The following is a 13,907-nucleotide window of genomic DNA, read 5'->3' as shown; positions in this document are numbered from 1 at the left end:
CCTCTCGCCCGAAGGCAAAGGGTAAATCAGGCCGCGACGGCGATTCTGGGACCGAGCATCCCGCTTCCGCCGACGGGACGACCATCGATCGACAGCGCCAGCAACCGGCGCGGCTCGAACGGGCCGGGCGCGTCCCAGCCTGCCGTGCCGTCCGCGACAAAGCCCCAGAAACGGCCATAATATTCGGGATCGCCGATCATCATCAGCGGCTCGCTGCCCTGCGCGCGCGCGGCGGCGACCACCGCGTCCATCATCGCCCGGCCATGACCGCCAAACTGATGCGCAGGATCGACCGCCACCGGCCCCACCATGATCAGCGGGATTTGCGCGCCATCCTCATCCGTCAGCGCCACGGGCCAGCTTTGCAGCGACCCGATCAGCGCGCCTTGGGCATCGACGGTGGCGAAGGAAAGGGCGGGCAACCAGGGCATACCGTCGCGGATGCGATAGGCCGTGCGTCCGTGCCGGTCGGCGCCGAACGCCGCGTCGAGCAGTTGCTCGATCGCCGCATCGGGCTGGCTGTCCAGGGGAACAATGTGAGACACGTCTTGCCGATCCGCCATCAATGGCGCATGGGGCAGCGCCGGAAGCGGGGCTTTAGCGCCCGCTTTGTAAAATGAAAGATTAAATTGGCCCGCCCGCACGGCACGGAACGGGTCTGAGTTGGCGAGTTATGCAGACTGGATTTGACGATTTTCTGACGCTGGAGGTTAACAACCTCCATGTCGACGTGCTGACCGGCATTTATTCGGAGGAGACGCATCTCCCCCAGCCGCTGCGCATCTCCATCCGCGCCCGCCTGCGAATCGCCGATCATTACGAGCCGGACACGGCGCTTGGCCAATCCAAAAACTATATGGACCTCAAGCACGCCGCCTCGACCGCGCTGCCCGAAGGCATGCACTTCACGCTGATCGAAGCGGTGGCAGACCATATCATCGACACCATCTTTCTACAGGACGACAAGGTCAGCCATGTCGAGGTGAAGATCGTGAAGCTCGCTTTGTCCGAACGCGGCGAGGAAATCGGCATCACCCTGGGCCGCGGCCGGAAGTAACGCGCCAACCGTCGCTCGTTTCGAGCCTGTCGAGAAACGGGAAGCGCTCCGTTACCTGCTTCTCGACTGGGTTCTAAGCGAACGACGTCAGCCTTTCTTGATCAGCCCGATCTCGATCAGCCGCTCGGTCAGATAATCATGCGCGCTGATCGGCGGATCGCGGCGTGGATTCTCCTCGTTCACGCATTGCGGCAGCGCGTCGATCATGAAATCGGGGCGCAGGTGCAGGAAGAAGGGCATGGAATAGCGCGAATGGCCGCGCCGCTCCGGCGGCGGGTTGACCACGCGGTGGCTGGTCGACGGCAGCAGATGGTTGGTCAGCCGTTGCAGCATGTCGCCGACATTGATCGCCAGCGCGCCGGGCGGTGGCACCACCGGCAGCCAGTTGCCGCCGCGATCCTTTAGCTCCAGCCCGCCTTCTTCCGCGCCGAGCAGCAGCGTGATGAGATTTATGTCTTCATGCGCCCCCGCGCGGATGCCCGGCGCCTGCGGCGATACTGGCGGATAATGGAGCAGCCGCAGGATCGAATTGCCATTGTCGATCGGCCCGTCGAACCAGCGTTCGGGCAGGCCGAGATAGAGCGCGATCGCCGACAGCAATTCCGCGCCGACCCGATCGAACTCGCGATAGAGCCTGGCGAAGACCGGCTCGAACGTCGGCATTTCATCGGGCCATATATTGGGCGGCATCGTAGCGGCCAGCGGATCGCCGTCGGGCAGGTCGCGGCCGACATGCCAGAATTCCTTCAGGTCGTTCTCGCTCGCGCCCTTCGCGATTTCGGTGCCGAACGCGGTATAGCCGCGCTGCCCGCCATTCCCCTTGGCGTTATAGCGCTGCTTCACATCCTCCGGCAGGGCGAAGAAGCGCCGCGCCAGCGCCCAGCCGTCATCGACCAGCGCCTGGTCCATGCCATGGTCCTTCACCATGGCGAAGCCGAACTGCTGGAAGGATCGGCCGAATGCTTCCGCGAAATCCGCCTTGCTCATTGCCTCCATGGACAGGACAGGCACCTGATCCAGTACCGCTTGCGACACGTCTTATCTCCAAATATCATTTGTCGGGGTCATGCCCTGCATATGGGGCGGCCCGTGCATGACGCCATCCTTGATCGCGCCGGGACGCTGTTGCAAGGAGGCAAAATGAACTACTGGCTGATGAAATCGGAGCCCGATGTCTTTTCCTATGACGATCTCGTCAGGAAAGGGAAGGCCGAATGGGACGGGGTGCGCAACCATGCCGCGCAGGGCCATATGAAGGCGATGCGCAAGGGCGATCTGGCCTTTTTCTACCACAGCAATATCGGGCTTGAGGCGGTCGGCATCATGACGATCGTCGAAGAAGCCGCGCCCGACAGCACCGACGAAAGCGGGAAGTGGATCGCCGTCCATGTCGCGCCGCATGAAAAACTCGCCAAACCGGTGTCGCTCAAGGCGATGAAGGCCGATTCGACGTTGTCCGACATGGTGATGCTGCGGCAATCGCGGCTCTCCGTCGCGCCGCTGAGCAAGGCGCATTTCGACCATATTGTAGCAATGTCAAAGGCTTGATCCGCGCGCTCTGGCGTGATTGCACTTGATGCAACTGGAACGGCACTTTTTGCGATTGTGGCTCTGCCGCGCCGCAACATAGAAGCGCCCTCAACAAAACAAGAAAAACAAGAGGTGTTTGATCGGCATTCACAAGGAGTTTACCCATGCGAATGCTGTCGAAGTTCATTGTCACCGGCGCCTTGAGCGCCATCGTCGCCATTGCCGCTCCCGCCCAGGCTGAAGAAGCCGGCAAGCAGCGCTTCACCCACGAGGGCTATACCTACGTGTATAAGGTGAAGGACACCAAGGCCGGCAAGGTCATTTCCGGCCGTCGCTTCCCCGATGCCGTCGCGTTCAACCTGGCCGTCAAGAATGGCAAGGTTTCGGGTGTGTCGGGTGGTCAGCCGGTCGCCTTCAAGGTTGAAGAGGCGCGCGGCGCCGCCGCGGAATAAGCCGTCAGGCTGGCAAAAAGTTAGGGACGGCATCCGACGGGATGCCGTCCCTTTTTTGTTCATTCGCAGCAGTCGAAGCCGGCAGCTATTGCAATCGCCGCCGGCACGCCGGCTCAACGGCAGCGACGCTTGCTGTCGATTTCCTTGCCCAGCAGGGCGCCGCCGGCAGCGCCGAGAATCGTGCCGGTCGCACGGTCGCCGCGGGTATCGATCGCCCGGCCGACCAGCGCGCCACCCACGCCGCCGACGATCAGGCCGGTAGTGCCGTTCGACTTGCGGCAATAGGTCCGGCCGTCGCGACCGCGCCATTCCTTGTACCGATAATGTTTACGCGCCTGCGCGCCGTCGGTCGGCACCGCCATGGACATGGGAATGGCCAGCGAAACGGCGGCCAGGGCGAGTAGAGCTTTACGCATGAGTATCTCCTCCGATAGCGTGATTTGTCGCTTGAACCCGTTGACCTTGATCGAGGTTGCATGAACGTCAGGCAACAAACTAAGCAACTGTTTCCGGGGCAATAAATTTTGAGGTAAACGGATGCGAGCGGACGACGAGCGGGATGGACGGGCGCTGATCGAACGGCTGGGCCTTGCCGCGCATCCCGAAGGCGGGTGGTATCGGGAGACATGGCGCGCCGAATCTGGCCTTGGGCAGCGCGCTGGCGGCACCACGATATTGTTTCTGCTGGAGGCGCATGAGCGCTCACACTGGCACCGTGTCGATGCCGATGAACATTGGTTCTGGCACGCCGGCGCACCTTTGATCCTCTCGATCGCACCGCCTGGTGGCCCGGCCTGCGATCTGCTGCTGGGGCCGGACATATTTGATGGCCAGATGCCGCAAGGCTGGGTGCCGGCCCATCATTGGCAGGCATCGACGCCGCACGGCGGATGGACGCTGGTCAGTTGCACCGTCACGCCAGGCTTTGATTTTGCCGGCTTTTCCCTCGCGCCGCCGGACTGGTCGCCGCCGGGCTGAAACTTATCCACAGATTTGCGATCCGCTCCGTCACAAATCCTTCCGATTTCGCTTGGAGCGACTCGCCGATGGTGAGACGATCCAGTTATCGAAACGGCGGAGACGGAGCGATCCAGATCCAAAATCACCGAGAAATCAGTGATTTGCACCTTATCGATAGTTCGCTAGCAGGCAATGTTCGCAAGGACGGCGCCGGGCAGGCGGACGGGATGTTTGGGACCATTGCCGGGTACGCGCGAAAGTGAACGTCGGGCATCGGAAGCAAGCAGCCAGCATCGGAAAGGCGGCCCTTGGCCTAGAATCCGAAGCACAGCCTGTATGGCCATCTTCGCCCGAAGATGACGTTCAGGATACGCCGGGCCGATGATCGCATCCTGCAAGGGACGCGGATCGCATGACCCGACGTAAGTGGGGACCGGCAGCAATGCCGGCCCCCATTTTGCGTTTGGGCGGCGGCAACGGCTTGATGGTCCGCAACGATTTTAAAATGGTGCCGGCTACAGGATTCGAACCCGTGGCCCCCTGATTACAAATCAGGTGCTCTACCAACTGAGCTAAGCCGGCGTGCCTTTCGGACGCACGCCCTTACTATCAGATGACGCCGAACGTCCAGCCCTCAGTGCGCGCAATCTGCGCCGTCAGCATCGCGGGCTTCCACATGGCCGGTTCAGCCGCGGCCCGGCGCATCCAGGCAGCGGTGACGATCGCGTCCGCGCCATGATCGTCGGGCATCGGGCCGTCATGCGCGGCCGATCCCAACGCCGCCAGGGCCTCGTTCAGCGCAGCCGCATCGCGCATCTTGCTGCGCCCCTTGGGCCGCCCCGCCGCGCGCGCGGCGATGCTGGTATAGATTTCCACCACCGCCGATCCTGCGTCAGGCAGCGGATCGAACGGCCACACGGGCAGCTTGCCGCGCAGGTGATGCAGCATCCGCATCCCGGCAAAGCTGGCCTTGGCCACCTGCGCCGCGCCGATCGCGTCATAGACGGTCGATGGCTTGCCTCCGCCGCCCGCCTTGTACCGCGCCTCGCAGACACGATTATGCATGAAAGCGGCCTTCACCCCATCCGCCTTGCCGAAATAGAAATGGCGGCGATGCGCGACTTCCAGCAGGCTCGCCGCGCCCAGGTCCGCATCCTCGCAGATCGCATCGACATAGGCCCAGAAACCGGGGCCGTCTTCCGGCACCCGATCGCCCGGCAGATAGCCGCCCCGCGCGACGAAGGGCGGCGCGAAGCTGAAATCGAAGCCGAACAGGGTAGGGGCCTGCCGCCCGGCCCCGACCAGCCAGTCGGCCACCGCCTGCCGCGACCAGATACCACCCGGCGCCGCCACCAGCCGCGGCACGGCATCGCCCGCCTCGCACAGCGCCACTGCAATCCCCTTGTGCCGCGCGCCCTTGGCGCCCGACCAGTCGATCGCGGCGAACCGCCCGAACCGCGTCACCCGCTCGCGCGTTCCGCCCGCAACCGGTCCCAATGGGCGATGCGCTCGGCGATCCGCGCCTCGAACCCACGATCGGTCGGCGCATAGAAAATCTGCGGCGTCATCTCGTCCGGCCAGTAATTGGCCCCGGAAAAGCCATCCGCCGCGTCATGGTCATATTGATAGCCCTTGCCGTAACCGACCTGCTTCATCAGCTTGGTGGGGGCGTTGACGATGTTCATCGGCGGCATCAGTGACCCGGTATCGCGCGCCGATTTGAACGACGCCTTCATCGCCGCATAGGCTGCGTTCGACTTGGGCGCGGTCGCGCAATAGAGGCACGCTTGGACGATCGCCAATTCGCCTTCGGGCGATCCCAGGAAATCATAGGCGTCCTTGGCGGCGAGGCACTGCACCACGGCCTGCGGATCGGCGAGGCCGATATCTTCGGTGGCGAAGCGCACCAACCGGCGCAGCACATAAAGCGGCTCTTCGCCTGCCGTCAGCATCCGCGCCAGATAATAGAGCGCCGCCTGCGGGTCCGATCCGCGCAGCGACTTATGCAGCGCGGAGATGAGATTATAATGCCCCTCCCGGTCCTTGTCATACACCGCGACTCGGCGGTGGAGCAGGGCGGACAGGCCGGCCGGATCGAGCGGTTCGGGGATGTCGATCGCATAGAGCGTCTCGACCTGGTTGAGCAAAAACCGCCCGTCGCCATCCGCGCTCGCCACCAGCGCCTCGCGCGCGGCGGCGTCGATCGGCACCGGCCGCCCCGTCAGCGCCTCGGCCCGGTCGAGCAACTGCTCCAGCGCGGCCGCGTCCAGCCGCCGCAGGATCAGCACCTGCGCCCGCGACAGCAGGGCCGCGTTCAGCTCGAAACTCGGATTTTCGGTCGTCGCCCCGACCAAAGTCACCGTCCCATCCTCGACGAAGGGCAGGAAACCATCCTGTTGCGCCCGGTTGAAGCGGTGGATCTCGTCCACGAACAATAATGTCTTCTCGCCGCGCCGGGCATGGTCCCTGGCGCTCGCGAACAGCTTCTTGAGGTCGGCCACGCCCGAAAATACCGCCGATATCGGGGCAAAGCGCATCCCCACCGCATCGGCCAGCAGCCGCGCCGTCGTCGTCTTGCCGGTGCCGGGCGGCCCCCATAATATGATCGACGACAGCCGCCCGGCCGCCACCATCCGGCCGATCGCGCCATCCGGCCCGGTCAGATGTTCCTGTCCCACCACATCGGCCAGCGTGCGCGGGCGCAGCCGGTCGGCGAGGGGCGCGGTGTCCGCCGGTCCATCAGCAGGAAGATCATCGGGAGCGAAAAGGTCGGCCATCGCTACCGATATAGGGTGTGGCGCAGATTATGGAACCGGGCTGGATCGCGGCGCCAGCCCCTGGGCGCGCTGGCGGATGACGCGCAGATAGGTGTTGACCAGCGCCTGGTTGACCTGGTCCCATCCATTGCGCTCCGCCCGCTGCTGCGCCGCTGCGCCCGCGGCCTGCCGCGCGCCGTCATCGATGCAATAGGCTTGCAGCGCATCGGCGAAGGCGCCAATCGCGCCGGGGCGGATCAACCGCCCGGTGACGCCGTCCGTGACCAGGCTCTCGCTGCCGGTGGCCCGCGCCGCGACGGTGGGGAGGCCGCACGCCATCGCCTCCAGCGTGACATTGCCGAACGTCTCGGTCACCGACGGGTTGAACAGCATGTCCATGCTGGCGACTGCACGGCCCAGGTCCGCCCCCTTCTGGAAGCCGGTAAAGACCGCGTCTGGCAGCCGGTTCTGGAACCATTCGCGCGCCGGGCCTTCGCCCACCACCAGCACCTTGTGCTGCACCTGCCGGGCGGCGAGCTGGTCGATTGCGTCGGAAAAGACGTCCAGCCCCTTTTCCATCACCAGCCGGCCGATGAAGCCGATGGCGGGCGCGTCGTCGGCGATGCCCAGCGACCGCCGCCAGTCCAGGTCGCGGCGGCCGGGATGGAAAATCTCCCGGTCGATGCCGCGTGTCCAGATGCCGACATCATAGTTCATCCGCTGATCGCGCAGCAGTTGCGCCATCGATTCGGATGGCGCGACGATCGCGTCGCAGCGGCGATAGAAGCGGCGCAGGATCGATTCGATCAGCGGCTCCAGAAAGGCCAGCCCATAATAGCGCGGATAGGTTTCGAACCGCGTATGCACTGACGCCACGGTCGGCAGCCCGCGCGCGCGCGCCCAACTCAATGCCCGATGGCCCAGCGGATCTGGGCTGGACAGATGCACGATATTGGGCGCGAACGCCTTGAGATCGCGGCGCACCTGCGCCGACATGCGATGGGGCACCCGATATTCCTTGCGCCCCGGCACCGGGAAGGACGGCGTGCTGACCAGGTCGCCGGCCGGTGCGAAAGCGGGGGTCGCCGTCGTTGGTGAATAGACCCGCACAGCCCCCCCCTGCCGCAGCAGATAGGTCACGAAGCGGTTGAGCGCCTGGTTCGCGCCATCGCGCACATAATTATAATTGCCGCTGAACAGGGCGACGCGCAGGCCGGTAGCATCCATCGCCGCCCCTTAGACTATAAAGGTCTGCCGCGAAACAGCGGACAATCGACGGAATATCGCCGTTGCAGGATAATTTACGCTGCTGCAAAGATGTGATGGAACCAGTCAAGTCACTGGGAATTATGCCGATTGTTCGTGATGAAACCGGCCGGCGCAGGATGCGCCCAGTAAAGGAGAGGATGCCCATGACCGAGACTTTCCGAAAAGGATCGCGGGTCAAGTGGAACTGGGGACAGGGCGTCGGCCGGGGGCGCATTGCGGAACGGTTCGACCGCCATGTCGAGCGCACCATCGACGGGTCGCTGATCCGCCGCAACGGCTCGCCGCGCGATCCCGCCTATCTCATTCGGGCCGACAGCGGCGGCGAAGTGCTCAAGCTGCGTTCGGAACTGAGCGACAGCTAACGCCTTTCCCCCTCAACCGGCCATCGCGCCTGGCCTGCGGTCATGGCATGAGGGTCGACATGACGACGCCCTTCATGACCATCGACGCGCTGCTGGTCGGCACGCCAGCGCCCTTTCGTAACGGCGATTACAGCGCCATCGCCAAACGACCGGTTACCGGCCCCGTCCGTGTCACATGGGACGGGTTCGAACATGACGCGGTGGCCGACCCCATCCATCATGGCGGCTGGGACAAGGCGATCCATCTCTACCCTCAGGATCATTATGGCTGGTGGCGGGACCGCAAGCCCGACCATCCGCTGCTTGATGCGCCCGGCGCCTTCGGCGAAAATATTGCCTCGCGCGGGATGACGGAGGCGGATATTTTCCTGGGCGATCGTTTCTCGCTGGGCAGCGCGGTGGTGGAGGTCAGCCATGGCCGCCAGCCTTGCTGGAAGCTCGATCATCGCTTCGGCGCGCGCGACGTTATGGCGACGATCGTCAAAACCGCCCGCAGCGGTCTGTATTTCCGCGTCATCCGGCAGGGGGAGGCGGCATCCGGCACGCGCATGGAATTGCTCGAACGCCCCTTGCCCGGCTGGAGCATCGCGCGGATATTCCAATTATTGATCGCCGGCGGCCACCGAAACGAGCCCGACGCCGTCCGCGCGCTGGCGAACATGCCGCTGCTGGCGGAAGCCTGGCGGGAGAGGGCGCGCAAACTGGCGGCGTAGGAATGCTGACATTGCGCCTGTATGGCCTGCCATAGCGCTGGCGTCGGGCGTGGCGCCTGCCTATAACTGGTCCATGGCATCGACCCCCAAGAACAAAGCATCCGCCCCCCCTCGCGCCCCGGTGCGCACCAAGGTCCGGCCCGCCGGCTTCCCGACCCGCGACGCGGTGATGGACTTCATCACCAGTTCCGACCAACCCGCCGGCAAGCGCGAGATCGCCAAGGCGTTCGGCCTCAAGGGGCAGGAAAAGATTGCGCTCAAGGCGTTGCTCAAGGATATGGCCGATGAAGGGTTGATCGACCTTGGCCCCGCGCGCGCCTTCCACAAGATGGGCGGCGTGCCCAAGGTCACGGTGCTGCGCATCGTCGATGTCGATGACACGACCCTGATCGCCACGCCCGAACGGTGGGAAGCCGAAGGCCAGCCCGCGCCCCGCCTGCGCGTGCTGGAACGCGGCAAACGCGGCGCCTTGACCATCGGCGACCGCATCCTAGCCCGCACCGAGGAAGCCGGGCGCGGCTATGTCGCCCACGTCATGAAGAAGCTCGCCAAGGCCAGCGAGGAATTGCTGGGCGTGGTGGAGGTGATGGCCGACGGCAAGCTATGGCTCCGCCCGGTCGACAAGCGCGTCCGCAAGGATACGCCGATCAGCGACGTCGGCAACGCCAAGCCCGGCGACCTGGTGCTGGCCGAACCCCATGGCCGCCCGCCGCGCATCGCCGCCCGCGTCACCGACATTCTCGGCGACCCCTTCGCCCCGCGCAGCTTCAGCCTGATCGCGATCCACAAGCATGGCATCCCCCATGTCTTCCCGGAGCGGGTGGAGGAGGAAGCGATCACCGCCTCCGCCCTGCCATTGCATGAGGACAAGCGCGAGGATCTGCGCCATCTGCCGATCGTGGCGATCGATCCGTCGGACGCTCGCGACCATGACGATGCGGTATGGGCGATCCCGGATGACGATGACGCCAATGCCGGCGGCTATAAGGCGATCGTGGCCATCGCCGATGTCAGCTATTATGTCCGGCCCGGCAGCGCGCTGGACAAGGAAGCGCGCAAGCGCGGCAACAGCGTCTATTTTCCCGACCAGGTCGTGCCGATGCTCCCCCACGACCTGTCGTCCGACATGTGTTCGCTGCGTGCCGGGCAGGACCGGGCGGCGATGGCCTGCCATCTCACCATCAATGCGAACGGAAAGGTCACCGCCTGGCGCTTTACCCGCGCCGTGATCCGTGTCGCGGCGGTGCTGGCCTATGAAGATGCGCAGGCCGCGATCGACGGCGCGGAAGACGACGCAACGCCGACGCCTTCGCGCAAACAAGCGGATGCGCTTCTGGACGTTGCCCTCCAGCCGCTCTGGGCCTGCTGGTCGTTGCTGCGCAAGGCGCGGGACGCACGCGATCCGCTGGCGCTCGACCTGCCCGAACGCCGCGTGGTGCTGGACGAGCATGGCAAGATCGTCAGCGTCGCGGTGCGCGAACGGCTCGACGCCCATATGCTGATCGAGGATTATATGATCGCGGCGAACGTCGCGGCGGCCAAGGCGCTGGAGGCGAAGAAGGCCCCCGTCATGTACCGCGTGCATGAAGCGCCGGGCCGCGAAAAACTGGTCGCGCTCAAAGACTATCTCGCCACCTTCGACATGGATTTCGCGCTTGGTCAGGTCATCCGCCCATCGACCTTCAACGCGCTGATCCGCAAAATCGCGGAGTCGGAGGAGAAGGAGCAGATCATGGTCCAGATCCTGCGCAGCCAGACCCAGGCTTATTACAGCCCGCAAAATATGGGCCATTTCGGCCTCGCGCTGGGCAGCTACGCCCATTTTACCTCGCCCATCCGCCGCTATGCGGACCTGCTGGTCCATCGCGCCCTGGTCGGCGCCTACAGCCTGGAACTGCCCGCGCAAAAGGGCGGGACGATCCCGGATCGCACCGCGCTCAGCCAGGACGATTACGAGAATATGGGCCGGGTCGGCGAACTCATCTCCGGCCATGAACGCCGCGCGATGGAGGCGGAGCGTGAGACCGTCGATCGCTATGTTGCTGCCTTCCTGTCCGCCCATGTCGGCGAAATCGTCAAGGCGCGCATCACCGGGGTCCAGAATTTCGGCTTCTTCGCCACGGTCGACGGGCTGGGCGGCGACGGACTGGTGCCGGTGTCCACCATGGGCGCCGAACATTTCTTTTATGACGAAGCGGGCAAGGCCTTGCAGGGCGTCGAAAGCGGCGATCGCTACACGGTCGGCCAGCGGCTGGAACTGCGATTGGCGGAAGCCGATCCGATCAACGGCTCGCTACGCTTTGAACTGCCCGACAATCCCGCGCCCCGCAGCGGCCCGATGAAGCGTGATCGCACCCGGCCCGGCGCCCACCGCGGTCGCCCGATCAATATCCGCCACCAGGGCGCAAAGCGCGGCAAGCATAAGCGGTAAAACGTCGACGGAAAATCAACTCAGCCGGTCGATCGCCTCGCTGTCCAGTCCGCCTGGAATGATCATGAGCGGGCAGGGCAGCTTGCCTGCATCCGCGCCTGCAAAATGCGTCACCAGCTTGCCAGGATTCCCGCTGGCGGCAGCGCCCAGCACCAGCGCCGCGACATCGTCCATTTCCTCCAGCGTGCCGCGCACGACAGCGACCGCCTCACCCTGTCTCACGGTAATGCTGGGACGGATGCCTGATTCATTGGTCAGCGTGCCGGCCGCGCTCGTCACCAGCGCCTCGGCGCGTTGCAGCGCTTCGTCTTCCATCGTGGCTTGGACGCCGCCCCACTGCACGAACTCGGCCGGGGGGATTAACGCCAGGATGCGGACCGCGCCGCCGGTCTTGGCTGCGCGCCGCGCGGCGAAGCGCAAGGCGGTTTCCGCCTCAGGCGATTCGTCCACAACAACCAGATATGTCCGCACTTCTTATCGCCCCTGCATGTAATTTATGGCGTGAGTAGTCGGTCAAAGCGCCCGACTAACCATAATGGTGAAATGTGGGGGATAAAAGCCCCTCTGACAAGGCGTCGCTTGACCGATCCGGCGAATGGGTGAAAACGGGCATCAAAATGACCAAAGCCGTAAAGCCAAGAAGAGGCCCGAAAGCATGAGCAAGACGATCCAGATGCCCGCATTGTCCCCGACCATGGAGGAAGGGACGCTGGCCAAATGGCTGGTCAAGGAGGGCGACACGGTATCGTCCGGCGATCTGCTGGCGGAGATCGAAACCGACAAGGCGACGATGGAATTCGAAGCGGTCGATGAAGGCGTGATCGCCAAGATCCTGATCGCCGAAGGGGCCGAAGGCGTGAAGGTCGGCACCGTCATCGCCATCATCGCCGAAGAGGGTGAAGACGCCGCGACCGTCGCCGCTGGCGGCGCCAAGGCGGACGCCGCTCCCGCGCCCAAGGCGGACCCTGTCCCCGCCAAGGCAGACACCGCATCGGCTCCCAAGGCGGATACCGCGCCCAAGGCGGCGGCCGCGGCGGCCAAGCCTTCGGTCGCATCGGACGACCGCGTGAAGGTCAGCCCGTTGGCGCGCCGCCTGGCGGAAGAGAAGGGCATCGATCTGGCCAGCATCACTGGATCGGGCACTAACGGCCGCATCGTCAAGGCGGATATCGAAGGTGCCCAGCCCGGTGCAGTCGCGCCGAGCGCTGCCCCCGCGCCTGCTGCCGCGGCTCCTGCGCCCGCCCCGGTCGCTGCCGCCGCGCAGGATTTCGGCATTCCGCACGAAGTCGTCAAGCTCAGCGGTATGCGCAAGACGATCGCGCGCCGCCTGACCGAATCCAAGCAGCAGGTGCCGCACATCTACCTGACCGTCGATATTCAGCTCGACAAGCTGCTCAAACTGCGCGGCGAACTCAATGCCGGTCTGGAAAGCCGCAAGGTCAAGCTGTCGGTCAACGACCTGCTCATCAAGGCGCTGGGCGTCGCGCTGGAGCAGGTGCCTGAGTGCAACGTGCAGTTCGCCGGCGACCAGATGCTCCAGTTCAAACGTGCCGACGTTAGCGTGGCCGTGTCGATCCCCGGTGGCCTCATCACCCCGATCATCACGGACGCGGGCGGCAAGGGCGTCGCCGCCATTTCCAACGCGATGAAGGATCTGGCCAGCCGCGCCAAGGACGGCAAACTGAAGCCCGAAGAATATCAGGGCGGCACCGCGTCGCTGTCCAACATGGGCATGTTCGGCATCAAGCAGTTCGAAGCCGTCATTAACCCGCCCCAGGCCATGATCATGGCGATCGGCGCGGGTGAAAAGCGTCCGTATATCGTCGATGACTCGCTTCAGATTGCGACCGTCATGTCGGCGACCGGCAGCTTCGACCATCGCGCGATCGACGGCGCCGATGGCGCACGCCTGATGAAGGCCTTCAAGGAACTGGTCGAAAACCCGATCGGTATGCTGGCCTGATGGCCTATGTCGATGAAACCCCGCCGGATATCAGTCCGGCGGTGCGTGTCATCGCCATGCCGACCGATACCAATCCCTATGGGGATATTTTCGGCGGCTGGTTGATGAGTCTGATGGATTCGGCGGCGGGTTCCGTCGCCGCCCGGCACAGCCATGGTCGCGCCGTGACGATCGCGGTGGAAGGGATGACCTTCCTGCGTCCCGTCGTGGTCGGGGATGAGGTGTCGGTATTCGCCACGCTCAAATCCGTCGGGCGTACGTCGATGAAAATCTATGTCGAAGCCTGGCGGCGCGCCCGGCATGACGACCGGTCCTACCGCGTGACCCACGCGACCTTCAGCTTCGTGGCGATCGGTGAGGATCGCCAGCCCCGTTCCGTGCCGCCCCTGCCGGGCGTGTGACTTTATCAAGACA

16 protein-coding genes and 1 tRNA gene are annotated in these 13,907 nt (G+C 64.6%); 9 read left to right on the top strand and 8 right to left on the bottom strand.

All coding sequences use genetic code 11. The annotated features are described in order from the left end of the window. Nucleotides 1-26: 26 nt before the first annotated feature. Nucleotides 27-563 carry a GNAT family N-acetyltransferase gene (locus EWH12_RS06965; RefSeq protein WP_201785482.1) on the bottom strand — a complete coding sequence of 179 codons (537 nt, stop codon included), beginning with the start codon at nucleotides 561-563 and terminating at the stop codon, nucleotides 27-29. A gap of 110 nt (nucleotides 564-673) precedes the next feature. Here EWH12_RS06965 and EWH12_RS06960 point away from each other — a divergent pair, with 110 nt between their 5' ends. Further along, entirely contained in the window at nucleotides 674-1,057 is a 384-nt protein-coding gene (locus EWH12_RS06960) for a dihydroneopterin aldolase (RefSeq protein WP_066601738.1), read from the top strand. Nucleotides 1,058-1,144: 87 nt separating this feature from the next. On the opposite strand, the gene EWH12_RS06955 is transcribed toward EWH12_RS06960, so the two are convergent. After that, nucleotides 1,145-2,092 (bottom strand): isopenicillin N synthase family dioxygenase, encoded by a 948-nt coding sequence (locus tag EWH12_RS06955; protein ID WP_129926122.1) that lies wholly within the window; start codon nucleotides 2,090-2,092, stop codon nucleotides 1,145-1,147. 105 nt (nucleotides 2,093-2,197) lie between these two features. On the opposite strand from EWH12_RS06955, the gene EWH12_RS06950 reads away from it, so the two are divergent. Continuing rightward, nucleotides 2,198-2,605 (top strand): EVE domain-containing protein, encoded by a 408-nt coding sequence (locus EWH12_RS06950; RefSeq protein ID WP_129926121.1) that lies wholly within the window; start codon nucleotides 2,198-2,200, stop codon nucleotides 2,603-2,605. Between the two features lie 152 nt (nucleotides 2,606-2,757). Then, on the top strand, nucleotides 2,758-3,039 hold the full coding sequence (locus tag EWH12_RS06945; RefSeq protein WP_066601742.1) for a hypothetical protein: 282 nt from the start codon (nucleotides 2,758-2,760) through the stop codon (nucleotides 3,037-3,039). A 113-nt stretch (nucleotides 3,040-3,152) separates the two neighbouring features. On the opposite strand, the gene EWH12_RS06940 is transcribed toward EWH12_RS06945, so the two are convergent. Continuing rightward, nucleotides 3,153-3,455: a glycine zipper 2TM domain-containing protein gene (locus EWH12_RS06940; RefSeq protein ID WP_066605227.1), complete on the bottom strand. Its 303-nt coding sequence runs from the start codon at nucleotides 3,453-3,455 to the stop codon at nucleotides 3,153-3,155. A 121-nt stretch (nucleotides 3,456-3,576) separates the two neighbouring features. On the opposite strand from EWH12_RS06940, the gene EWH12_RS06935 reads away from it, so the two are divergent. Then, the gene (locus EWH12_RS06935) at nucleotides 3,577-4,017 is read left to right on the top strand and encodes a cupin domain-containing protein (protein WP_129926120.1); all 441 of its coding nucleotides are present in this window, start codon (nucleotides 3,577-3,579) and stop codon (nucleotides 4,015-4,017) included. A gap of 488 nt (nucleotides 4,018-4,505) precedes the next feature. On the opposite strand, the gene EWH12_RS06930 is transcribed toward EWH12_RS06935, so the two are convergent. The 4 genes from EWH12_RS06930 to EWH12_RS06915 all read right to left on the bottom strand — a co-directional run bounded on the left by EWH12_RS06930 (nucleotide 4,506) and on the right by EWH12_RS06915 (nucleotide 7,982). After that, a tRNA-Thr gene (locus tag EWH12_RS06930) sits at nucleotides 4,506-4,581 on the bottom strand. A gap of 27 nt (nucleotides 4,582-4,608) precedes the next feature. Then, entirely contained in the window at nucleotides 4,609-5,463 is an 855-nt protein-coding gene (locus EWH12_RS06925) for a hypothetical protein (RefSeq protein WP_242495970.1), read from the bottom strand. After that, complete coding sequence (locus tag EWH12_RS06920) at nucleotides 5,460-6,776, bottom strand: replication-associated recombination protein A (protein ID WP_066601750.1); 1,317 nt, start codon at nucleotides 6,774-6,776, stop codon at nucleotides 5,460-5,462. The genes EWH12_RS06925 and EWH12_RS06920 overlap by 4 nt, the downstream gene beginning before the upstream one ends. A 27-nt stretch (nucleotides 6,777-6,803) precedes the next feature. Beyond that, complete coding sequence (locus EWH12_RS06915; RefSeq protein WP_129926118.1) at nucleotides 6,804-7,982, bottom strand: glycosyltransferase family 4 protein; 1,179 nt, start codon at nucleotides 7,980-7,982, stop codon at nucleotides 6,804-6,806. Nucleotides 7,983-8,167: 185 nt separating this feature from the next. On the opposite strand from EWH12_RS06915, the gene EWH12_RS06910 reads away from it, so the two are divergent. The 3 genes from EWH12_RS06910 (at nucleotide 8,168) to rnr (ending at nucleotide 11,530) form a co-directional block, all read left to right on the top strand. Then, the gene (locus tag EWH12_RS06910; protein WP_066601753.1) at nucleotides 8,168-8,386 is read left to right on the top strand and encodes a hypervirulence associated TUDOR domain-containing protein; all 219 of its coding nucleotides are present in this window, start codon (nucleotides 8,168-8,170) and stop codon (nucleotides 8,384-8,386) included. A 59-nt stretch (nucleotides 8,387-8,445) separates the two neighbouring features. Further along, entirely contained in the window at nucleotides 8,446-9,099 is a 654-nt protein-coding gene (locus EWH12_RS06905; protein ID WP_129926117.1) for an MOSC domain-containing protein, read from the top strand. Nucleotides 9,100-9,172: 73 nt separating this feature from the next. Then, nucleotides 9,173-11,530, top strand: a complete 2,358-nt coding sequence (rnr, locus tag EWH12_RS06900; RefSeq protein ID WP_066605229.1) for a ribonuclease R — start codon at nucleotides 9,173-9,175, stop codon at nucleotides 11,528-11,530. 15 nt (nucleotides 11,531-11,545) lie between these two features. Here the strand turns inward: rnr and EWH12_RS06895 are convergent, their stop codons facing one another. Next, on the bottom strand, nucleotides 11,546-12,001 hold the full coding sequence (locus tag EWH12_RS06895; protein WP_066601754.1) for a universal stress protein: 456 nt from the start codon (nucleotides 11,999-12,001) through the stop codon (nucleotides 11,546-11,548). Between the two features lie 184 nt (nucleotides 12,002-12,185). On the opposite strand from EWH12_RS06895, the gene EWH12_RS06890 reads away from it, so the two are divergent. Beyond that, entirely contained in the window at nucleotides 12,186-13,493 is a 1,308-nt protein-coding gene (locus EWH12_RS06890) for a pyruvate dehydrogenase complex dihydrolipoamide acetyltransferase (protein ID WP_066605231.1), read from the top strand. Next, nucleotides 13,493-13,894 (top strand): acyl-CoA thioesterase, encoded by a 402-nt coding sequence (locus EWH12_RS06885; RefSeq protein WP_066601756.1) that lies wholly within the window; start codon nucleotides 13,493-13,495, stop codon nucleotides 13,892-13,894. Before EWH12_RS06890 ends, EWH12_RS06885 begins: the two co-directional genes overlap by 1 nt. Nucleotides 13,895-13,907 lie beyond the last annotated feature (13 nt).

This window comes from Sphingobium cupriresistens, assembly GCF_004152865.1.
GTDB lineage: Bacteria > Pseudomonadota > Alphaproteobacteria > Sphingomonadales > Sphingomonadaceae > Sphingobium > Sphingobium cupriresistens.
The sequence above is the reverse complement of the archived record's forward strand: the minus strand, read 5'-3'. Positions and strand labels throughout refer to the sequence as shown.